The sequence below is a fragment of the Nonomuraea sediminis genome, assembly GCF_018531495.1.
In the GTDB taxonomy this organism is placed as follows: Bacteria; Actinomycetota; Actinomycetes; order Streptosporangiales; family Streptosporangiaceae; genus Nonomuraea; species Nonomuraea sediminis.
This window is the reverse complement of record NZ_JAHDTI010000003.1, coordinates 192,599-212,970: the sequence shown is the minus strand read 5'-3', so window position 1 is coordinate 212,970 and position 20,372 is coordinate 192,599. Positions and strand designations below refer to the sequence as shown.

Sequence of the window (20,372 nt, the reverse complement as noted above, 5' to 3'; positions counted from 1 at the left end):
GGGCATGGGCAAGCAGGACCTCGAGGACTTCGCCGCCGAGCTGCGCAGGCTGCGCGACCTGGCGGGCAGCCCGGCGTACAAGGAGCTGGAGCGGCTCTCAGCGACCAGTGGCCCGGTACGGCTGGCCGAGATCACCGTGAGCGAAAAGCTCGCCGGGCAGTCCGCACCGTCGTGGGAGTTCGTGGTCGCCTTCCTGGAGGCCTGCGGCGCCTTCGCCAGGGAGCACGGGATCCCCTTCGAGGACGAGCTGGCCGACCTGGACCGCTGGCGCGCACGCCACGAAGCCCTGCTGGCAGACCTGTCCGAGCAGCCCTCGGCCCCGTTGGGCTCGCGGTCGGTCGAAGCCGCCCCGCCGGTCGAGTCCAGCGCGATCCCGGTCGAGTCCAGCGCGATCCCGGTCGAGGGGCCGGCCGGGACGGAACGTGACGTGGTCGCCCCCACTCGCGATGTCGTCGAGCGGGCCTACGGGACGCTCGAACCTCTCGCCGCCACGCTCCTGCGCAGGCTGGCGGTCGCCGAGGAGGTCGACCTGCCCAGGGCGCTGATGAGCGCGCTGATCGAGGACGCGTCGGAGGCGGAGCTCGGCGCGGCGGCGAACCACCTCGTGGCCGCGTCTCTGGCCGACGCCTCCGCCGACGGGCTGCGGCTGCCCGATGTGGTCCGCGGGTTCGCGAGGGAGCAGGCCGAGCGGGAGGATTCCGCGGAGGCGATCGCGCTGGCCCGAGATCGGGCCCGCCGGTACTTCCTCCTGGCCAGGGGGCACCGGCCGCGCCCGGAGCCGATGATCACCAGCGACTACTGGACGCTGCGCGACCGGCTCGACCACGCGCACTACGCGGACGCGATCGCGCAGTTCATCCGGCACCGCCAGACGCGCCCGCCGCTCACGATCGGGCTGAAGGCGCCCTGGGGCGCGGGCAAGACCTCGCTCATGCGGATGATCCAGAACAACCTGGACCCGCAGGACGACGACCGGCCCCCATGTCCCATCCGCCTGGACGACGACCCCGTGGACAAGGACCGCCGGCGCAGATTCCGCGACCGGGTGACCAACCTGGAGATCCTGCACCAGGCCGATGCCCAGGACGCCTCTCCCGGCAGGCTGCGGGCCGTGCTGGCGGAGGGGGCGCCCATCCTGGCCGACGACTGGCGCCCCACGGTGTGGTTCAACCCGTGGATGTACCAGAGCGGCGAGCAGGTCTGGGCCGGGCTCGCCCACGAGATCATCACCCAGGTCACCGACAGGCTCGTCCTCGCCGACAGGGAGCTGTTCTGGCTGCGGCTCAACCTGGCCAGGATCGACCGCAGCGCGCTGCGCCGCCGCTGGTACCGCCTGCTGGCCGAGCGGCTGCTGCCCGTCCTTGCGGTGTGGGCGGTGGCGGTCCTGATCACGCTCGCCGTACAGGCCTTCGCGCCGCTGCGTGAGGCGCTGTCGGGGGTCCTCACCGCGATCTTCGGTGGCGGGACCCTGGCGACGCTGGCCGTCCTCGCCGGGCAGGCCTGGTCCTTCCTGGCGAGGACCGCGACAGGCCCGCTCGCCGCGCTGGTCCGCAAGCCCGACATCCTCGGCGGCAGCCGCAATCTGCTGGCCGATCAGGCCAAGGCGGGATTCGACCAGATCCTCCCCGATCCCGGATACGCGAGCAGGCTGGGCTTCCTGCACCTGGTGCAGACCGACATGAAGCGGGTGCTCGAGCTCATCGCCACCAAGCGGCGGCCGCTCGTCGTCTTCGTCGACGACCTCGACAGATGCTCGCCCGGTACGGTCACCCAGGTCATCGAGGCGGTCAACCTGTTCCTTGCGGGGGAGTTCCACAACTGCGTCTTCGTGCTCGGGATGGAGCCCGGCGCGGTCGCGGCGCACGTGGAGGTCGCCTACGACAAGCTGGTGCAGGCCCAGAAGCCCGTCGGCGAGGGCTCCTCGCTGGGGTGGCGCTTCATGGAGAAGCTGATCCAGCTCCCCGTGACCATCCCCGCGCCGCGCCACGACCTCGCCGACTACCTGAGCTCGCTGGTCGAGCAGGCGACCCCGGGCACCTCCCTGGCGACTCCAGCGCCCTCGGGCGGCGCCGCTCCAGCGAGCCCGGGCCCGTCGCGGGATCCGGCGGTCACAGGCGGTACGGCCACGCCGTCCGGGCAGGGACGGCCCTCACCCGAGGAGGTCGCGGCCATCGAGCAGGAGATCAGAGACAGGCACCCCACCCCCGACACGCTCCGCGAGGTGGCCCTGGAGGTCCAGCTGGAACGGCTCGGCCTGCCCGCACCCCTGCGGCCCGTCACGCTGGCCGCCGCTGACCGGGTCGTCTCCGACCTCTACAGCGACCTCGACGCCCTCGCCACGCTGAAGCAGACGATGCCCATGCTCTCCTCGCGCAACCCGCGCGAGGTCAAGCGCCTGGTGAACCTCTACCGCTTCTACACCTTCATCGCCGAGCGGCAGCGCCTCATCGGCGAGGAGTCACCGGACCCGGCGCAGATCGCCAAGCTCGCCATCCTGGCCATCCGGTGGCCGCACCTGACGGGCACCCTCGCCCCGGCCGACGGCGAGCACCCTCTGGCGCGGCTGGAACGCTGCGCCAGGGAGAACAGGCAGGACGACTGGCCGCGGGCGTTCCAGGCCGATACCATGGCGCCGCCCCGGTGCGGGGGCGAGCTGTGGCAGTTCCTCCGCGAGGGCGCCGAACTCGGCGCCTGCGCGTCGTGGCTCGCCTGAACCCGCAGGTCAGGTGCAGTGGGACCAGCCGGAGGTCCAGCTGAGGTTGCTCCAGGAGCCGCCCCACTGGACGCACTTCTTGACCGCGGCCAGGCGGATCGGGCCCGCGTAGGCGGTGAAGCTGCCGGGGTTGCCGCCGCTGCCGCCGTTCTGGACCTTCAGGGTGGCGTTCATCGACACCTTGTTGGGGTAGACGAAGCGCGACATCGTCACCACGCAGTTCTTGCCGTTGCCGTACAGCAGGTAGATGGTGGCGCTGCTGCCCAGCGCGTGCGAGTCGATGACCTTGAAACCGGCGCCGCACACCTGGGTGGCGGAGTACGGGTTCGGCTTGGGGGCGGTCGTCGGCTTCGTCGTCGGCTTGACGGTGGTGGTTGGCTTGACCGTGGGCCTGGTGGTCGGCCTCTTGGTCGGGCTGGTGGGCTGGGGGGCGTCGGTGACCGTCGGCGGGGTCTCCGTGTTGGGGTCGGTCGAGTCGGTGTTCTTCGGCTTCTGACTCGGCTTGTGCGTGGGCTTGTGCGTCGGCTTCGCCGTCGTGGGAGCCGTCGTCGGCGGGGCCGTGGTCGGAACCGGGGCCTGGGTGACGGTGACCTGGATCGGCGGCTGCTTGAGGTGCTTTTCCTTGGTCTTGGTGGGGTCCGGCTGCTCGATCGTCAGCGTCGGCACCGGCTGCGGGTCGCCCGTGGGCACGGTGGTGGGCTGATCGACGGGCGGGTCCGCGGGCTGGCCGGCGCCCGAGCCGTCCGTGGGGGTCGCCTGCGAGGCGTCGCCCACGGCCACGACCTGGGTGGGGCGGGAGTTGGCGTTCACCACCACGGCGCCAGCCACGACCAGCAGGGCGGCCGCCGCGGCGCCGGACAGCGCCAGGGTGAGGACGCGGCGCTGCTTGACCGCCGCGCCGTCCGCCGGCGGCTTCGGCTGCTGGGGCGGGACTCCTGAGCCGGGCTGGAACAGGTTCGGCCCGCCACCCGGCTGCCCGGGCGCACCGGCGTACGGGGGCTGACCCGCACCCTTCGCCTGCGGTCCCTGCGGGTTCGCGCCCTGGGCGTTCGGTCCCGGGGTGTTGGGGCCGGGAGCGTTCGGAGATTGGCCGGGACCGGTCGGGGCTCCGGGGGCATGCGCGCCGGGGCCCGAGGCGTTCGGAGCCTGGCCTGCGGGGGCGTTCGCGGGCCGGCCAGGGGACGCGGCGGCAGCGGCGGCGGGCATGCCCAGAGGGCCGGTGACCGGCGGCTGACCGTGCCACGGCCCCGGTGCGGCCTGGGGACCGGGCTGAGGGCCGCCGAAGGCCGGCTGCGGGCCGGAAGCGCCCTGCGGAGCCGGGGTGGTCCGGGGGCCGGGAGCGGGCTGGGGGATGGGGTTGGGGCCCGAGATGGTGGGGGCCGGCTGGCCGGTCAGGTGGAGGATGAGTTCGTCGGCCGTGGGGCGCTGGGCGGGGTCCTTCGACAGGCAGGCCGCCACCAGGTCGCTCAGCACGCCGTCCATGCCGCCGAGCTGCGGCTCCTCGTGGAGGATGCGGTTCATCACCACGGGGATCGAGTCGGCGCCGAACGCGGGCTTGCCCGTGGCCGCGAAGACCATCGTGACGCCCCAGGCGAACACGTCGGCCGCCTCCGTCACCGGGTCCCCGCTGAGCTGCTCGGGAGCCAGGTAGGACGGGGTGCCCATGGCCATCCCCGTGGCCGTGGCGCCGGGCGCGTCCAGGGCGCGCGCGATACCGAAGTCGATCACGACGGGACCCTCGGGCCCCATCAGCACGTTCGCGGGCTTGAAGTCGCGGTGCAGGATGCCGGCCCGGTGGATGGCCGCCAGCGCGGTAGCCGTACTGATCGCGATCCGCTCGAGCGCGGCGCCGCGGCGCGGACCCTCCTTGACCACCAGCTCGCGCAGCGACGGCCCGGGGACGAACTCGCTGACGATGTACGGCCGGCTGCCCTCGAGGTCGGCGTGGAGCACCGGGGCGGTGCTGAACCTGGCCACCCGCTGGGCGACGGCGACCTCGCGCAGGAACCTGCTCCTGGCCTCGGCGTCGGCCACCAGCGCCTGGTGCAGCAGCTTGATCGCGACCTGGTCCCCTGTCTCGCCGCGGCCCAGGTAAACGACGCCCTGACCACCCTCGCCGAGCCGGGCGACGATGTCGTAGGCGCCCAGCCGCCGCGGGTCGTCCGCCGCCAGCGGCTGGTTCTGATCCACGTCTGACTCCCCTTTGTCATGAACAAGCGGGGCAAAACGCTACCAGTGTGGCCATTGTTACGTCTTCCGGACCTGACAGATCTTTCATGTTCTGGACAAACCGGTCACGTGACATCGCAGGTCAGGAGCCAGGTCACGTCTTGGTCAACCGAGTCCCTCAGATCGCCTTTCCGGGGTTGAGGATGCCCAGCGGATCGAAAACGGCCTTGATCCCGTGCTCGATCTCCTGGACGACCGGACCCGACTCCAGCGCCAGCCAGCGCTTCTTGAGCAGGCCCACCCCGTGCTCGCCCGTCAGGGTGCCGCCGAGCTCCAGCGCGTGGCGGAACACCTCGTCCGCGGCGGCCCAGACCTCGGCCGGGGGCTCGACCGTGCCGTGGTCGAAGATGAACACGGGATGCAGGTTGCCGTCGCCGGCGTGGGCCACTGTGCAGATCTTGACCGAGTGCCTGCGGGCGGCCTCCTCGACCGCGGTGATCATCTCGGGCAGCTTGGAGCGCGGCACGCAGACGTCCTCGACCAGGCAGGCGCCCAGGCGCTCCTTGGCCTGGTAGGCCATCCGCCGGATGCCGATCAGCTCCTCCGTCTCCTGCGGCGAGGAGGACACCGCGACGAAGCTCGCTCCGTTGGCCTCGCACAGCTCCTGCATGCGCTGTGCCACCTCGGGCGCGTCGGAGGCGTCGGATTGGCCGATCAGCATCGCCATGGTGTCCGGCTCGAGCCCGATGTTGCGCCAGTCGTCGATGGCCTCGAGCGTGGCGCGATCGAGCAGCTCCATCAGCGAGGGCTGGCAGCCGGCGGCCATGATGGCGGCCACGGCGGCGCCCGCGTCGCGCAGCGAGCCGAACTCGGCCGCGAACGTGGCGGGCTCCACGGCGGGCACGCGGCGCAGCCGTACCGTCGCCGACGTGATCACCCCGAGCGTGCCCTCGGACCCGATGAACAGCCCGGTCAGGTCGTAACCCGTCACGCCCTTGACCGTGCGCCGCCCGGTCTGCAGCACGCGGCCGTCGGCCAGCACGACCTCCAGGCCCAGCGCCGAGTCGCGGGTCACGCCGTACTTCACGCAGCGCAGCCCGCCCGCGTTGGTGGCCAGGTTGCCGCCGATCGTGGAGATCTCGTAGGAGGACGGGTCCGGCGCGTACATCAGGCCGTACTCGCGGGCCGCCTTGTCCAGGTCGGCGTTGATGACGCCGGGCTCGACCACGGCGAGCTCGTCGTCGGGGGAGATCTCCTTGATCGCCGTCATCTTGGCCAGCGACAGGATGATCGCCCCGTCGCTCGCGGTGGCGGCGCCGGCCAGGCCGGTGCCCGCGCCGCGCGGCACGACGGGCACCCGGTGCTCGCTGGCCCACTTCAGCGTCGTCACGACATCGTCTCGGCTGGTCGCGAGCACGACGCCGAGCGGTTTGCCGGGCTCGAGAAAGGTCCTGTCACGGGCGTAGGAGTCGATGACGTCGGGGTCGGTCACGACGCGGCCTTCAGGCAAGGCGTTCACCAAGGCATCAATCACAGGTAAACACTACGGTTTGCACCGCTTGTTACTTAAGGCCAGACTGCCTAAGTGGATGTGACGTGCCCGGTCTGTAAGCAAGATGACCAGGTTGCCTCTGTGCCGGGAGTTGTCGCAGCGGGGACCACGTACCGCATCGGACGCGTCAGGCCTCCCGGCGAGCGCGAGATCGCCGACCTGCCGACGTCCCTGTCGCTCGGCGGAGCCACCAAACAGGTGATGCACCGCACGCAGCTGGCGGTGTGGTTGTCGTTCCCCTCCCGCCACTACGCGGCCTCGACCAGGAACGCCGGGTACCTGATGCTGTTAGGCGCCGCCCTGGTACACCTGGTGTCGTCGCTGGTCATCGCGATGGGCAAGCAGACGACCTGGACGGAGGTGCTGCTCGCGCCGCTGTGCCTGACGGGCCTGTTCTGGGGGCTCGGCCTGCTGTTCGTGCTCAGCTCGTACGGCGCCCGCAAGCGTGACGCGGCCGAGGGCCCCGCCAGGGACAAGGCGCTACTGGTCTGGGAAGGCCTGTACTACTGCACCCGCGACAACCAAGTTTTCGAGCCCGGCATCGGCATGGCTTTCCCGCCGGCGGAAATGCGCGAGTACATCTTCGGCTTCAGACCCCACTGACAACTTTCTGCTGTACGGCAGGCCGCCGCCACCCGCCGCCCGCCGCACTTCGGCTCAGGGCCCGCGACCGGCGCTTGCGGCGAGTCGGTGCCGCTTGCCCGCCGTCACGCCGCTTCGGGACGCGGGCACCACGGTCTCCCTGGCCCGCCGTACCTGCGCCGGACAACCGCCGTCCCACGACTCGCCGACCCCGGCGCGGGAAAGCGCCGGGGAGGGCGTCGTGGGTTGGGGACCCGTCCAGGCGGGTTCCGTGCGTCGTAACGGCGGCCAGCCCCGCATCGCCGGAGGATCGTCCCCCTGGACAGGGCCCGGCCGGAGTGCGGCGGGTGGCGATGGGGCGGCCTCGCCGTACCTAAGAAAGCTCTTCTGCGACGACCCGAACACAGGTGATGAGGCCGCGGATGGCCTGCTCGAGCTCCTCGAGGTCCGGGTAGGTGGGCGCCAGGCGGATCGTGCGGTCGGCCGGGTCGTCGCCGTAGGGGTGGGTGGCGCCGGCCGGGGTGACCGCGATGCCCGCGGCCTTGGCCTTGGCCACCACCTCGCGGGCGTTCGGCACCTCCAGGCTGATGAAGTAGCCGCCGCGCGGGCTCGTCCAGGTGGCCAGGTCGCCCAGCTCCTTGGTCAGCAGCCGGTCCACGGTCTCGAACTTGGGCCAGATCAGCTCGGCGTGCCTGCGCATGTGCGCGGCCACGCCGTCGGCGTCGCGCAGGAACTCCACGTGCCGCAGCTGGTTGATCTTGTCGGGCCCGATCGACTGCTTGGCGGTGTTGGCCAGGAACCACTCGACGTTGGCCGGCGAGGAGCCGAAGAACGACACGCCGCTGCCCGCCATCGTGACCTTCGAGGTCGAGCCGTAGACGAACGTCCGGTCGGCGTTGCCGTACTGCTCGCACAGGGCCAGCAGGTCGGCGAGCTGGTCGGGCGTGTCGGTCAGGTGGTGCACCGCGTAGGCGTTGTCCCAGAAGATCCGGAAGTCGGGGGCGGCGGCCGGCATCGAGGCCAGGCGGCGGACGACCTCGTCGCTGTAGGAGACGCCGGACGGGTTGCTGTACTTCGGCACGGACCAGATGCCCTTGACCGAGGCGTCCTCGGCGACGAGCCGCTCGACGACGTCCATGTCGGGCCCGTCGGCCCCCATCGGCACGGGCACCATCTTGATCCCGAACCGCTCGCAGATCGTGAAATGCCGGTCATAGCCGGGCACCGGGCACAGGAACGTCACGTCCTGCTCCACCCAGCGCCGCTCGGCCCCCGGCACCTTGGTCAGCAGCGCGTGCACGATCGTGTCGTGCATCATCGCCAGCGAGGAGTTTCCCCCCACCACCAGCTGCCCGGCCGGCACCTGCAGCAGCGGCCCGAACAGCTCCCGCAGCTCGGCCAGTCCCTGCAGGTTTCCGTAGTTGCGCCCATCGGTGCCGTCGGAGCAGGTGTAAGACGCCGGAAGTTTGAGCATGTCATTGGAGAGGTCGAGCTGGCGTGACGAAGGCTTGCCCCGAGTCAGGTCAAGCTTGAGTCCCTGCTGGACGAGGGCGGCGTAGTCACGCTGAGCACTCACGAAATCTCCTCCGATCGGTGAAACACCGAGGATAGGAGACGGGGGTGGCCGCCCGGGCCGATGTCCACCATGTGGACAAGGGAGATTTTCCGTTATACGGCTTCACGTAGGGCGATCGGAGCTGTGCAATGGTGGGATCGAGGCACGCAACACTCCGGGGTGGAGGGGAGCAGCCGTGACGACCGTTCGCGAGACGTCGTTCGAGCAGGTCAGGCGCCGCAGGACCGGCACCATCATCGTGTCCTGGATGTCGACGACCGACCACAAGGTCATCGGATACCTGTACCTGATCACTTCGTTCGTGTTCTTCCTGATCGCGGGCGTCATGGCCATGGTCATCCGGGCCGAACTAGCCCAGCCGGGGCTGCAGCTGGTCTCCCAGCAGGAGTACAACCAGCTGTTCACCATCCACGGCACCGTGATGCTGCTGCTGTTCGCCACGCCGCTGTTCGCCGGGTTCGCCAACGTCGTCATGCCGCTGCAGATCGGCGCGCCCGACGTGGCCTTCCCGCGGCTGAACGCGGTGGCGTACTGGCTGTTCCTGTTCGGCGGGATGATCGTGCTGTTCGGGTTCGCCACGCCGGGCGGCGCCGCCGACTTCGGCTGGTTCGCCTACGCGCCGCTGAACTCGCCCGTCTACAGCCCGGGCATCGGCGGCGATCTGTGGATCATGGGGCTGGCGCTGTCAGGTCTCGGCACGATCCTGGGCTCGGTGAACTTCATCACCACGATCATCTGCATGCGCTGCCCCGGCATGACGATGTTCCGGATGCCGCTGTTCACCTGGAACACGCTGCTGACCAGCATGCTCGTGCTGATGGCCTTCCCGGTGCTCGCGGCGGCGCTGCTGGTGCTGGAGATCGACCGCAAGCTGGGCACGCAGGTGTTCGAGTCGACCAACGGCGGGGCGATGCTCTGGCAGCACCTGTTCTGGTTCTTCGGCCATCCCGAGGTCTACATCATCGCGTTGCCGTTCTTCGGGATCATCACCGAGGTGATCCCGGTCTTCAGCCGCAAGCCCATCTTCGGCTACATGGGGCTGGTCGGCGCGACGATCTCCATCGCGGGGCTGTCGATGACCGTGTGGGCGCACCACATGTTCGCCACCGGTCAGGTGCTGCTGCCGTTCTTCTCGTTCATGACGTTCCTGATCGCGGTGCCGACCGGGGTGAAGTTCTTCAACTGGGTCGGCACGATGTGGCGCGGCCACCTCAGCTTCGAGACGCCGATGCTGTTCGCGATCGGGTTCCTGATCACCTTCCTGCTCGGCGGGCTCACCGGCGTCATCCTGGCCTCGCCGCCGCTGGACTTCCACATCAGCGACAGCTACTTCGTGGTGGCGCACTTCCACTACGTGGTGTTCGGCACCGTGGTGTTCGCCATGTTCTCCGGGTTCTACTTCTGGTGGCCCAAGATGACCGGGCGGATGCTCGACGACCGGCTGGGCAAGCTGCACTTCTGGACGCTGTTCATCGGCTTCCACACCACGTTCCTGGTGCAGCACTGGCTGGGGATGCTGGGCATGCCCCGGCGGTACGCCGACTACAGCCCGGCCGACGGGTTCACCTCGCTGAACGAGCTCTCCTCCGCGGGGGCGTTCCTGCTCGGCCTGTCCACGCTGCCGTTCCTCTACAACGTCTGGAAGACCGCCCGCAAGGCGCCCAAGGTCACGCTCGACGACCCCTGGGGATACTGCAACTCGCTGGAGTGGGCGACCTCCTGCCCGCCGCCGCGGCACAACTTCCTGACCATCCCGCCCATCCGCTCCGAACGGCCGGCCTTCGACCTGCACTACCCGCGTGAGGTGCCGGCGATCGAGGAGCCGGAGGAGGCGCAGAAGTCCGACTGAGCCCGCCTGCGCGAGGCGCCGTGCTCCTTCGTACACTGAGGGTTGGTAAGTATTCACTCACCCTTGGGAGGGGCCATGAAGCTCTCCGTTCTGGGCGCCAGCGGCGGCATCGGCAGGCACGTCGTCACCCTCGCGCTGGCCGACGGGCACCAGGTCACCGCGGCCGTGCGGGATCCGGCGCGGCTGGCCGTACGGCATGACAACCTGACGGTCGTGCGGGCGGACGCGCTGGACGCCGTCTCGGTCAAGGAGGTCATCGCGGGCAGCCAGGCCGTGCTGTCGGGGATCGGGGCCGCGGGGCGCAAGGATCCGCTCAGGCCCGCCTCCACCTCCGCCAGGGCCGCGCTCGAGGCGATGGCGTCGACGGGCGTGCGGCGCATCCTGACGGTGAGCGCGGGCCCCCTCAACAGGACCGGCGCGGGACAGCCGTTCGCCTCGCGGAGCGTCTTCGGGCCGCTGCTGTGGGCGGTGCTCAGGGACGTCTACACCGATCTGGCGCGGATGGAGCGGATCCTGCGCGACAGCGACGTGGACTGGACCGTGGTGCGCCCGCCGCGGCTGCTGAACTCTCCCGGCACGGGCACCTACCGCCACCTGGTCGAGGCGGGGCCGGTGGGCGCGTCCATCACCAGGGCGGATGCGGCGCGGGCGATGCTGGACTTCGTGACGATGCCGGAGACCTTCCGCCACGCGGTCGGCATCAGCGCGTAAAGCCATGGTCATGGAAGCTCTTCCGTGATTACCAGTGCGGTACGGTCTGACCCCCTTTTCAGAGGTGGCCTCCGGTGCTTGTGTGGAAATGGCGTTCGCCTATCTAAGGAGATCGGCGATGACAGGCACCAAGACGCAGTTCGATCCCGAGACGGCCCCCTGCGGGAAGAAGTCCGGCGGACATCGCCTCGTCGATGACGACGGCTACGGCCTGGTGATCCGTGACCAGTTCTTCGACTGTGGCTGCCGCAGGATCCGGCACGAGTACCACGACGGGAGCATCCATCTGTCCGCCATCCGCCACGACGGGAAACGGGTGAAGGACAGGTCCCAGGCTGATCACGGGAGCTGATGCGCATGATCGACGTGCTCATCGTCGGCGGAGGCGGCGCGGGTCTCCGCGCCGCGATCGCCGTGGTGGAGACCGACCCCGCGCTCGAGGTGGCCGTCGTGTCGAAGGTCTACCCGATGCGCAGCCACACCGTCTCCGCCGAGGGCGGCGCCGCGGGGGTGATAGCCGACGGCGACACGCTCGACGAGCACTGCTACGACACGATCTCGGGCGGCGACTGGCTGTGCGACCAGGACGCGGTCGAGGCGTTCGTGGCCGAGGCGCCCAGGGAGCTGATCCAGCTCGAACACTGGGGCTGCCCGTGGAGCCGCGAACCCGACGGCAATGTCGCCGTCCGCCCGTTCGGCGGCATGAAACGGGAACGCACCTGGTACGCCGCCGACAAGACCGGCTTCCACCTCCTGCACACCCTGTTCCAGACCACCCTGAAATATCAGGAGATCAAGCGGTACGACGAGTGGTACGTCACCAAGCTCCTCGTCGACGACGGCCGCGTTCACGGCGTCGTGGCGGTCGAGATCCGCACCGGCCGCATCGAGACGATCGCCGCCAGGACCGTCATCCTGGCCACCGGCGGCTGCGGCCGCGTCTTCCCCTTCACCACCAACGCCGCGATCAAGACCGGCGACGGCATGGCGCTGGCCTACCGGGCCGGCGCGCCGCTGAAGGACATGGAGTTCGTCCAGTACCACCCGACCGGCCTGCCCTTCACCGGCATCCTCATCACCGAGGCCGCCAGGGCGGAGGGCGGCTGGCTCATCAACAAGGACGGCTACCGCTACCTGCAGGACTACGACCTCGGCAAGCCCACCCCCACGCCGAAGCTGCGCAGCATGGAGCTGGGCCCGCGCGACCGGGTCTCGCAGGCCTTCGTGCACGAGCAGGAGAAGGGCCGCACGGTCGACACCCCCTACGGGCCGGTCGTCTACCTGGACCTGCGCCACCTGGGCGAGGCGAAGATCGACGCCAGGATCCCGTTCGTGCGCGAGCTGTGCCGCAGCTACCAGAACCTCGACCCGGCGACCGACCTGATCCCGGTGCGCCCGGTCGTGCACTACATGATGGGCGGCGTCCACACCGACCTCGACGGCGCCACGCCCATCGCCGGCCTGTACGCGGCGGGGGAGACGGCCTGCGTGAGCATCAACGGCGCCAACCGGCTGGGGTCGAACTCGCTGCCGGAGATCCTGGTCTTCGGCCGCCGGGCGGGCCTGGCCGCCGCCGAGTTCGCCCGCGGGCACCGGCAGTCCGAGCCGCCCGCCGTGAGCACGCAGGGGGCCGACGAACAGCGGCGGCTCGAGCGCGTGCGGGGCGGCAACCCCAACGGCGAGCGGATCGCCGACCTGCGCGAGCAGATGCAGCACACGCTCGAGAGCGCCGCCGGCATCTACCGGACGGGCGCCGAACTGGCCAAGGCCGTCGACACGCTCGCCGAGCTCAACCACCGGGCCCAGGACGCCAGGCTCGACGACACCAGCACCGCTTTCAACACCGAGCTGATCAACCTGCAGGAGCTGCAGTCCATGCTCGACATCGCGCAGACGATCGCCGCCTGCGCGTTCAACCGTCGCGAGTCGCGCGGTGCCCACCAGCGCACCGACCATCCGGCCCGCGACGACGAGACCTACCTCGCGCACTCGCTCGTGCACCGCGCGCCCGACGGCTCGCCCTCCGTCGGGCTCCTGCCCGTCACGATCACCCGCTGGCCACCGGGGGAAAGGGTTTACGGCCGTGACTGAAGCCAAGCAGCAGGTACGGCAGGCAGTACGGACCATCACGCTGGAGGTCGCGCGCTACCGGCCCGGGCAGGACGCCGAGCCGGTCGTCGAGAGCTACGACGTGCCCAGGATGGAGGACTGGGCGGTGCTCGACGGGCTCACCTACATCAAGGACCAGCTCGACGGGTCGCTGTCGTTCCGCTGGTCGTGCCGGATGGGGATCTGCGGCTCGTGCGGCATGACCGTCAACGGCGAGCCCAGGCTCACCTGCGGCACGTTCTTCACCGAGTACGGCGACGGGCCGATCAGGATCGAGCCGCTGAAGGGGTTCCCGGTGATCAGGGACCTGGTGGTGGACATCGACGACTTCCTGGCCAAGCTGTCGTCGGTGCGCCCCTGGCTGGTCCGCGAGGGCGAGGAACTGCCGCTGACCAGCGAGTACGCGCAGACGCCCGAGCAGCTCGAGGCGTTCAAGCAGTACAGCATGTGCATCAACTGCATGCTGTGCTACTCGGCCTGCCCGGTCTACGTGCTCAACCCGGACTTCCTGGGGCCCGCGGCGATCGCGCTGGCGCAGCGCTACAACCTGGACTCGCGGGACATGGGCGACCGCTTCGACGTGCTCAACCTGGACGAGGCGGTGTGGGGCTGCACGTTCGTGGGCGAGTGCACCAGGGTCTGCCCCAAGCACGTGGATCCGGCCGAGGCCATCCAGCGCTACAAGGTGACCGCCGCGCTACGGTCGGTGCTGCCCTTCTCCGCGAGGAGGAGCAAGCGATGACGACCTACCGCGCGCCGCGCGACTTCGCCTGGTTCCTGCGCAGGCGCACCTACACGGTGTTCGTGCTGCGGGAGCTGACCAGCGTCTTCGTGGCCTGGACCGTGGTGTTCCTGCTGCTGCTCGCCGACGCGGTCCTCGGCGGGACGCTCGCGGACTTCGCGGCCTTCGCCCGGCAGCCGTGGGTGATCGCGCTGAACCTCGTCGCCCTGGTCGCCACCGCCTTCCACTCGGTCACCTTCCTCAACCTGGCGCCCAAGGCCACCGTCGTCCGGCTCGACGGCTACCGGCTGCCCTCCTGGATGATCCAGGGCGGCAACCACACGGCCTGGCTGGTCATCTCCGCGATCATCGCCTTCTTCGTGCTGCGGGGGTTCCGATGAGACGCACGCTCGAGCCCTACCTCTGGCTGCTGTTCAGCGGCGGGGGAGTGGTGGCCGCGCTCGTGCTGCCCGTGCTGGTGCTTCTGTTCGGGGTGCTCATGCCGCTCGGCGTGCTCGACTGGCCCTCCGCCGGGCACCTGCAGGCCCTGCTCGGCAACGTCGTCGTACGGCTGGCGCTGCTCGTGGTCGTCGTGCTCTGCCTGTTTCACGCAGCGCATCGGATCCGATTCACCAGCGAGGAAGTGCTCGGGATCGCCAGGTTCGACCTGGTCATCGCGATCCTCTGTTACGGCGCCGCGATTTTCGGCACGGTGGCGGCCGTCCTCGTCCTGTTCTGAAAATGGGGCAGCACGTCACATTTCAACAACGTTCTTTACTGTTACTTTACCTAACGTCTAACGTCCGGGTTTGTGCCCAAAAGACTGCGAATGTTAGCGGCGTTACCCGCAGCCGCACTCCTCGCCGCCGCACTGACGGCGCCCACCCCCGCCTCGGCCTCCGGCTACCAGCCCGGCCCCGCCGACTACTACATCAACTTCGCCCCGCCGCGGGTCGACAACGACCCGGCGGAACCCGGCCTTCCGGGGCAGGCCGCCCGGTCTCTGACGCCGGCGCAGAAGGCCGACAGGAAGTTCGTCAGCGGCAACCCGGCTGCCGCCCGGGTGCTCGCGGCCCGCGAGAACGAGGCCATCAGGACGGGACTCAACCCCGCCGACTTCATCTTCAAGAAGGCCAAGCAGACCAAGACCGCCAAGCTGCTCACCCTCCTCGTCGAATTCAACGACCAGGCGAATGACGATTTTTCGGGCTATAAGCGGTTGCGTACCACGAACAGCGCCCCCAACGACTGCGTGACCGAGCCGGCGGGCACGATCAAGAACGGCCCGCTGCACAACAAGCTCCCCGACCCGGCGGCCCTGCCGCACAAGGACAACAACACCTTCTGGGTCAAGGACTTCAGCACGCAGCACTTCAACACGATGCTCTACACCGACAAGGGCATCACCGAGCGCGTCCGCACCGACCTGAAGGACCCCCGCGACGGCAAGCCCGGCATCGACATCTCCGGCTACACGATGAAGAAGATGTACGAGGAGATGTCCAAGGGCGCCTACTCCGTCACCGGCTCGGCCGTCGGCTGGGTCAAGGCGCCGCACTCCGAGGCCTGGTACGGCGCGGCCGCCTGCGGCGGCGTTCCGCAGGACATGAGCGGCCACCCCGACAACCCGCGCGGCGCGGGGCAGCTGGCCATCGACGCGGTCGACGCGCTGGCCAAGGCGCAGCCGAACTTCCCCTGGGCCGACTACGACCAGGAGGACGTCTCCGACTTCGACGGCGACGGCAACTACGCCGAGCCCGACGGCGTCATCGACCACCTGGTGCTGATCCACGCGGGCAAGGACAAGTCCGCCGACGGCGGCGCCGAGGGCACGTACGCCATCTGGGCGCACTCCAGCGCGGTCGCCGGCGGCTACAAGATCCCCGGCGCCGACAAGAAGATCTCCAACTACATCGTGCAGCCCGAGGACGCCGGCGTCGGCGTGTTCGCCCACGAGTACGGCCACGACCTGGGCCTGCCCGATCTCTACGACACCTCGGGCGCGGCCAGTTCCGACGTGGACTTCTGGGACCTGATGTCCAGCGGCTCCCACTCCGGGCCGATCTACCAGTCGATGCCCTCCCACATGGGCCTGTGGGACAAGTGGGTGCTGGGCTGGGCCAACCCGAAGGTGTTCAACCCGGGCGACTCCGCCCGCGTGGTCACCGTCGGGCAGTCCTCGCGCACGCCCCGCTTCACCGCTGACGGCGTCCGCGTCAACCTGGCCAGCACGCCGCAGAAGATGCTCGACCCGCACAGCGGCGCCAAGGCCTGGTGGACGGGCCAGGACCAGGAGTGGGCCGACGTCAAGCTGGCCCGCGACGTCCAGGTGCCCGCCGGGACCGACCTGAAGTTCTGGATGTGGAACAACTACGAGACCGAGCAGGACTGGGACTACGGCTTCGTCGAGGCCTCCGCCGACGGCGGCAACTCCTGGACCCAGCTCAAGGTCCGTGACGAGGCCGGCAACGAGGTCTCCACCCCGGACGACTACCCGGACCCGAACAAGAACCTTCAGGCGTTCGGCGGCAAGAAGCACGGCCTGACAGGCGCGACCAACGGCTGGCGGCACGACTACGTCGACCTGACGCCGTACGCGGGCAAGACGATCAAACTGCGCCTGGACTACGACACCGACGCCGCCACCACGCTGCGCGGCTGGCACGCCGACGACTTCCAGCTCACCAACGGCGGCGCCGCCGTGTGGAGCGACGACGTGGAGGGCGGCGACAACGGCTGGAAGGCCACCGGCGGCTCGTTCACCAACACCAGCGGCCAGGGCTGGACGCAGAACGACGGATCCCGCGAGATCTCCCGCTTCTACCTGGCCGAGTGGCGCAACTTCGACGGCTTCGACAAGGGCCTGCAGTACGCCTACGACACCTCCTACTCACGCGACGGCTCGTGGAAGGTGGAGAAGGTCAAGTACGACGCTCCCGGCCTCCTGGTCTGGTACCGCGACTCGACCTACACCAACAACGTGCTGCTGCCGAACCTGGAGAACCCGCCGAGCGTGGGCACCAAGGGCACCCTGCTGATCGTGGACTCGCACTACGAGCCGCTGCGCCGTACCGGCACCGCGGCCGACAAGGACCCGACGCTGCGCAAGAACATGGAGTCGCGCACGCAGTCCTCCAACGCGGCCTTCACCTTCGGCAAGACCTATCCGCTCAAGGAGTGCCTGGAGGCGCCGAACGAGCCGTTCAGCGAGTACTGCACGGACGTCGCCGCGCTGAAGGGCGTCTCCGCCTTCACCGACGCCAAGACCTGGTACCCCGGCATGGAGGTGCGCGACGGCGCGCTCGGCTACCGCGACTTCGACGCCTCGATGGTCGTGCCGTCCAAGGGCGACCAGTCCTACAGCACACGCGTCGTGCACGCCGACGGCACCCCCGCCACCGAGCTGTACGGCCAGCAGTTGCCCAACGGCTCGGTCCTGGGCACCGGCAACCCGGGTGACGAGGGCAAGGCGCTGGGCGTGCAGTTCAAGCTGATCGCTCCGCTTCCGGGGAATCTGGGGGCACTCGTGAAGGTCGTTCCACCTCTACGATGAAGGGTCATGAGTGACCTGCGGAGCAAGGCCGACCACACCGCGGCCATCCGGCGCGACCGCCGGATGGCCGTGGTGGTCAACACGCGCTCGCGCCGCGGCCGCCGGCACTACTTCGAGGCGCTCGACCTGATCCACCAGCAGGGGTTCGAGCCGCTCGGGGAGTTCTCCGTGGTCAACCCCAAGCGGCTGCGCGACCACCTCGACAAGGCCCTGGCGCTGGAGCCGGACGTGCTGGTGGTCGGCGGCGGCGACGGCACGCTGTCGTCGGCGGTACGCCACATCGCCCACAGGGACGTGGCGCTGGGCGTGCTGCCGCTCGGCACCACCAACAACTTCGCCCGCAGCCTGGGCCTGCCGCTGGACCTGCCGGGCGCCATCCGGGTGTTCTCCGAGGGCAAGGTCGCCGACATCGACCTGGGTATGGCCGACGACCGGCCCTTCGCCAACCTGGCCAGCTTCGGCGTCTCCGTCGAGGTGGCCGGCACCGTCAAGCCGTGGCTCAAGCGCCTGCTCGGCCGCCCTGCCTACCCGCTGACCGCGCTGCGGGTCCTGCCGGGGCACCAGCCGTTCCGCGCCTACATCACCGTCGACGGCAGGCGGCACGAGCTGCTCACCCACCAGCTCAACATCGCCAACGGCCGCTTCCACGGCGGCTGGCAGGTGGCCAAGGACATCAGCATCGACAACGGGCAGCTGGTGGCCTACCAGCTCGGCTCGGGCAAAAGGCTGCGGCTGCTGCTCGAGACCCTGGCCAGGGCCACCACCGGCCGCTGGCGCAGCCTGGCGGGCGGCCCGTTCGTGGTGGGGCGCGAGATGCTGCTCGAGACCGACCCGCCGATGGCCGCCGACGTCGACGGCGAGGTACGGCTGCGCACCCCGATCCGGCTGCGCGTCGTGCCCAACGGCGTGCGCGTGATGGTGCCCGAGGACTTCGTCGACACCTAGAGCCTGGCGATGATCTCCGCCGCCAGCTCCTGAGGCGACCGCCCGTCGGTGGTGACCTCCAGGTCCGCGTCCCCCTTCTGCGCCTGCTCGGCGGCTCGCTCGGCCACCCGCGTCTGCTCCGCAGGCGACAGGCCTCTCAGCCCGTCGCCCGGGATGGCGGGCCCGCGCCCCGCCGCACGGTCCTTGATCCGTACGGCGAGCGTCCCCGGCTCGGCGCCGAGCCTGCACACGGTCAGCCGGGCACCGGGGATCGGGGTGGGCCTGTCCCCCGAGACGACCAGGCGTTCCGCACCGTGCGCCCGGTGCACCGCCAGGAGGGCGGCCAGGTTCCCGGCCTCGAAGGCGGGGCTCGGCGCGGGGCGGACCGCGGTGATCTGCTTGGTGTCGATGTAGGAGGTGCGGGTGCCCGAGCGGAACAGGCGGGTGAAGACCTCGTAGCCGACGGTCGACTTCCCGACCGCCGTCGCCCCCGAGATCCACAACACCGGGAAGCCGTCCGCGTGCCCGTCGTGGGCGTGCGCCCCGGCCGCCGCGGTGGTCCGTCCCGCGGGCGCCCGGCGGCGGACCTCACGGGCCACCTCCTGGACCGTCAGCCCGGTGGTGTCGAGCGTCAGGTCGGCGAAGCCGCTGCGGTCCAGGTCCCTGGCGTTGGCCACGGCCTCGGCCGCCAGCTCGGGGCGCCGGCCGCGGGCCTTGAACCGGGCTTCGAGCTCTGCGGGATCCGCGCGCAGGCGGCAGACCGTCATCGACGCGTCCGGCAGCAGCCTGCCGTACTCGGCGATCTCCTCGGCGCTGTCGACGAAGCCGGACATGACCATGCAGCGCACGCCCTCGGCACGGAAACTCGGCCACAGCGCGGCCAGCGCCCGAGCCCTGAGGCGGTGGGTCTCCTCGGCCGGAAAGGGGTACATCAGGCTGATCTGGTCGGTGTCGAGAAAGCCCGTCCTGACGCCGTCGCGGCCGAGTTGGGTGAACAGCTCCCAGCCCGCCGACGACTTCCCGACCCCCGAAGGGCCGCACAGCCACAGCAGTCTCATCGTCGCGACGCTAGCGGGCGGCCTCGCGGCCCGGCCATCGAATATCCGGTTGGCAGGGCGGCGTCCCAGGCCCTAGCGTGCGGTGCTGTGCTGGAAGCTGACGTGCACGCCTATCTCAGGTCGGTGGCAGGGCCGCGCGCCCACCGGGTGGGGCCGTTCGTGATCCGGTTCGACGATCACGACGACGCTCTTCCCTTCAACTACGCCATCCCCGACGACGATGCCGCGCCCACGGCGGACGACATCGGCGAGCTGGTCGCGGCGTTCCGCTCGCGGGCACGGACGCCGCGGCTCGAGTACGTCCCCAGCGCCGCCCCGAAGGTGGAGCAGGCGCTGGCCGGGTTCACCCCCGAGGGTCGCTTCCCGCTCATGGTGTGCGGGCCCGGCGAGGTGACGGACGCCCCCGTCGCCGGCGTGGAGGTCTCCCTCGTGACCGCGGACGCCGACCTGTGGCAGGTCGCCCGGGTGATGAACGCGGCCTTCGACGCGCCCGCCGCCACCGAGCACGACGTCGCCCGGATGCGCCGCGTCCTGGACGGCGGCGGCCTCGTCGCGCGCGCCACCGACACCGCGACGGGCGAGCCGGCCGGGGCCGGACAGCTCGGCAGCCCGCACCAGGGGGTCGCGGAGGTGGCCGGGATCGCGGTCCTCCCCTCGTTCCGCAGGCGCGGCATCGCCGGCGCCGTCACGGCCCTGCTCACCCGCGCGGGCGGGGCAGCCGGGATCACCACGCCCTTCCTCACACCCGGCAGCGACGAGGCCGGCCGGGTCTACGCCCGGGTGGGCTACCGCAAGGTGGGCGAGATGCTGCACACCTCCCTCCGCTAGCCGAGGCCCGAGTTCCCTCTCAGGTAT

General features: G+C 70.2%; 16 protein-coding genes. 12 read left to right on the top strand and 4 right to left on the bottom strand.

Annotation, left to right across the window (positions count from 1 at the left end):
• Positions 1-4: 4 nt before the first annotated feature.
• Positions 5-2,713 carry a P-loop NTPase fold protein gene (locus KIK09_RS15150; protein ID WP_214319840.1) on the top strand — a complete coding sequence of 903 codons (2,709 nt, stop codon included), beginning with the start codon at positions 5-7 and terminating at the stop codon, positions 2,711-2,713.
• Positions 2,714-2,722: 9 nt separating this feature from the next.
• Here the strand turns inward: KIK09_RS15150 and KIK09_RS59135 are convergent, their stop codons facing one another.
• Together KIK09_RS59135 and KIK09_RS15140 are read right to left on the bottom strand one after the other, a co-directional pair.
• Positions 2,723-4,903 (bottom strand): serine/threonine protein kinase, encoded by a 2,181-nt coding sequence (locus KIK09_RS59135; RefSeq protein WP_308164104.1) that lies wholly within the window; start codon positions 4,901-4,903, stop codon positions 2,723-2,725.
• Positions 4,904-5,060: 157 nt separating this feature from the next.
• Positions 5,061-6,416, bottom strand: a complete 1,356-nt coding sequence (locus KIK09_RS15140) for an FAD-binding oxidoreductase (RefSeq protein WP_308164103.1) — start codon at positions 6,414-6,416, stop codon at positions 5,061-5,063.
• 99 nt (positions 6,417-6,515) lie between these two features.
• Between KIK09_RS15140 and KIK09_RS15135 the strand changes: the two genes are divergently transcribed.
• A complete protein-coding gene (locus tag KIK09_RS15135; RefSeq protein WP_214319839.1) occupies positions 6,516-7,037 on the top strand; it encodes a hypothetical protein in 522 nt (173 codons plus the stop codon).
• Between the two features lie 352 nt (positions 7,038-7,389).
• On the opposite strand, the gene KIK09_RS15130 is transcribed toward KIK09_RS15135, so the two are convergent.
• Positions 7,390-8,592, bottom strand: a complete 1,203-nt coding sequence (locus KIK09_RS15130) for an aspartate aminotransferase type Ic (RefSeq protein ID WP_214319838.1) — start codon at positions 8,590-8,592, stop codon at positions 7,390-7,392.
• 175 nt (positions 8,593-8,767) lie between these two features.
• Between KIK09_RS15130 and ctaD the strand changes: the two genes are divergently transcribed.
• From ctaD to KIK09_RS15085, 9 genes are all read left to right on the top strand, one after another.
• Positions 8,768-10,441 (top strand): aa3-type cytochrome oxidase subunit I, encoded by a 1,674-nt coding sequence (ctaD, locus tag KIK09_RS15125; RefSeq protein ID WP_308164102.1) that lies wholly within the window; start codon positions 8,768-8,770, stop codon positions 10,439-10,441.
• A gap of 75 nt (positions 10,442-10,516) precedes the next feature.
• Entirely contained in the window at positions 10,517-11,152 is a 636-nt protein-coding gene (locus KIK09_RS15120; protein WP_214319837.1) for an NAD(P)-dependent oxidoreductase, read from the top strand.
• A 118-nt stretch (positions 11,153-11,270) separates the two neighbouring features.
• On the top strand, positions 11,271-11,504 hold the full coding sequence (locus KIK09_RS15115) for a hypothetical protein (protein ID WP_214319836.1): 234 nt from the start codon (positions 11,271-11,273) through the stop codon (positions 11,502-11,504).
• Between the two features lie 5 nt (positions 11,505-11,509).
• On the top strand, positions 11,510-13,243 hold the full coding sequence (frdA, locus tag KIK09_RS15110) for a fumarate reductase (quinol) flavoprotein subunit (protein WP_214319835.1): 1,734 nt from the start codon (positions 11,510-11,512) through the stop codon (positions 13,241-13,243).
• The gene (sdhB, locus tag KIK09_RS15105; RefSeq protein ID WP_214319834.1) at positions 13,236-14,003 is read left to right on the top strand and encodes a succinate dehydrogenase iron-sulfur subunit; all 768 of its coding nucleotides are present in this window, start codon (positions 13,236-13,238) and stop codon (positions 14,001-14,003) included. The genes frdA and sdhB overlap by 8 nt, the downstream gene beginning before the upstream one ends.
• Positions 14,000-14,383: a succinate dehydrogenase/fumarate reductase transmembrane subunit gene (locus tag KIK09_RS15100; RefSeq protein ID WP_214319833.1), complete on the top strand. Its 384-nt coding sequence runs from the start codon at positions 14,000-14,002 to the stop codon at positions 14,381-14,383. The genes sdhB and KIK09_RS15100 overlap by 4 nt, the downstream gene beginning before the upstream one ends.
• Positions 14,380-14,721, top strand: a complete 342-nt coding sequence (frdD, locus tag KIK09_RS15095) for a fumarate reductase subunit FrdD (protein ID WP_214319832.1) — start codon at positions 14,380-14,382, stop codon at positions 14,719-14,721. The genes KIK09_RS15100 and frdD overlap by 4 nt, the downstream gene beginning before the upstream one ends.
• Positions 14,722-14,811: 90 nt before the next feature.
• Positions 14,812-17,535 carry an immune inhibitor A domain-containing protein gene (locus tag KIK09_RS15090; protein WP_214319831.1) on the top strand — a complete coding sequence of 908 codons (2,724 nt, stop codon included), beginning with the start codon at positions 14,812-14,814 and terminating at the stop codon, positions 17,533-17,535.
• A 6-nt stretch (positions 17,536-17,541) separates the two neighbouring features.
• A complete protein-coding gene (locus KIK09_RS15085) occupies positions 17,542-18,480 on the top strand; it encodes a diacylglycerol/lipid kinase family protein (RefSeq protein ID WP_214319830.1) in 939 nt (312 codons plus the stop codon).
• On the opposite strand, the gene KIK09_RS15080 is transcribed toward KIK09_RS15085, so the two are convergent.
• Positions 18,477-19,517: an AAA family ATPase gene (locus tag KIK09_RS15080; RefSeq protein ID WP_214319829.1), complete on the bottom strand. Its 1,041-nt coding sequence runs from the start codon at positions 19,515-19,517 to the stop codon at positions 18,477-18,479. The genes KIK09_RS15085 and KIK09_RS15080 overlap by 4 nt on opposite strands.
• 87 nt (positions 19,518-19,604) lie before the next feature.
• Here KIK09_RS15080 and KIK09_RS15075 point away from each other — a divergent pair, with 87 nt between their 5' ends.
• Positions 19,605-20,345 carry a GNAT family N-acetyltransferase gene (locus tag KIK09_RS15075; RefSeq protein ID WP_214319828.1) on the top strand — a complete coding sequence of 247 codons (741 nt, stop codon included), beginning with the start codon at positions 19,605-19,607 and terminating at the stop codon, positions 20,343-20,345.
• Positions 20,346-20,372 lie beyond the last annotated feature (27 nt).

Coding starts and splice junctions, on each gene's coding strand:
- KIK09_RS15085 (WP_214319830.1), top strand. CDS start 17,542: ATGAGTGACCTGCGGAGCAAGGCCGACCACACCGCGGCCATCCGGCGC.
- KIK09_RS15100 (WP_214319833.1), top strand. CDS start 14,000: ATGACGACCTACCGCGCGCCGCGCGACTTCGCCTGGTTCCTGCGCAGG.
- KIK09_RS15150 (WP_214319840.1), top strand. CDS start 5: ATGGGCAAGCAGGACCTCGAGGACTTCGCCGCCGAGCTGCGCAGGCTG.
- frdA (WP_214319835.1), top strand. CDS start 11,510: ATGATCGACGTGCTCATCGTCGGCGGAGGCGGCGCGGGTCTCCGCGCC.
- frdD (WP_214319832.1), top strand. CDS start 14,380: ATGAGACGCACGCTCGAGCCCTACCTCTGGCTGCTGTTCAGCGGCGGG.
- KIK09_RS15080 (WP_214319829.1), bottom strand. CDS start 19,517: ATGAGACTGCTGTGGCTGTGCGGCCCTTCGGGGGTCGGGAAGTCGTCG.
- KIK09_RS15120 (WP_214319837.1), top strand. CDS start 10,517: ATGAAGCTCTCCGTTCTGGGCGCCAGCGGCGGCATCGGCAGGCACGTC.
- KIK09_RS15090 (WP_214319831.1), top strand. CDS start 14,812: ATGTTAGCGGCGTTACCCGCAGCCGCACTCCTCGCCGCCGCACTGACG.
- KIK09_RS15115 (WP_214319836.1), top strand. CDS start 11,271: ATGACAGGCACCAAGACGCAGTTCGATCCCGAGACGGCCCCCTGCGGG.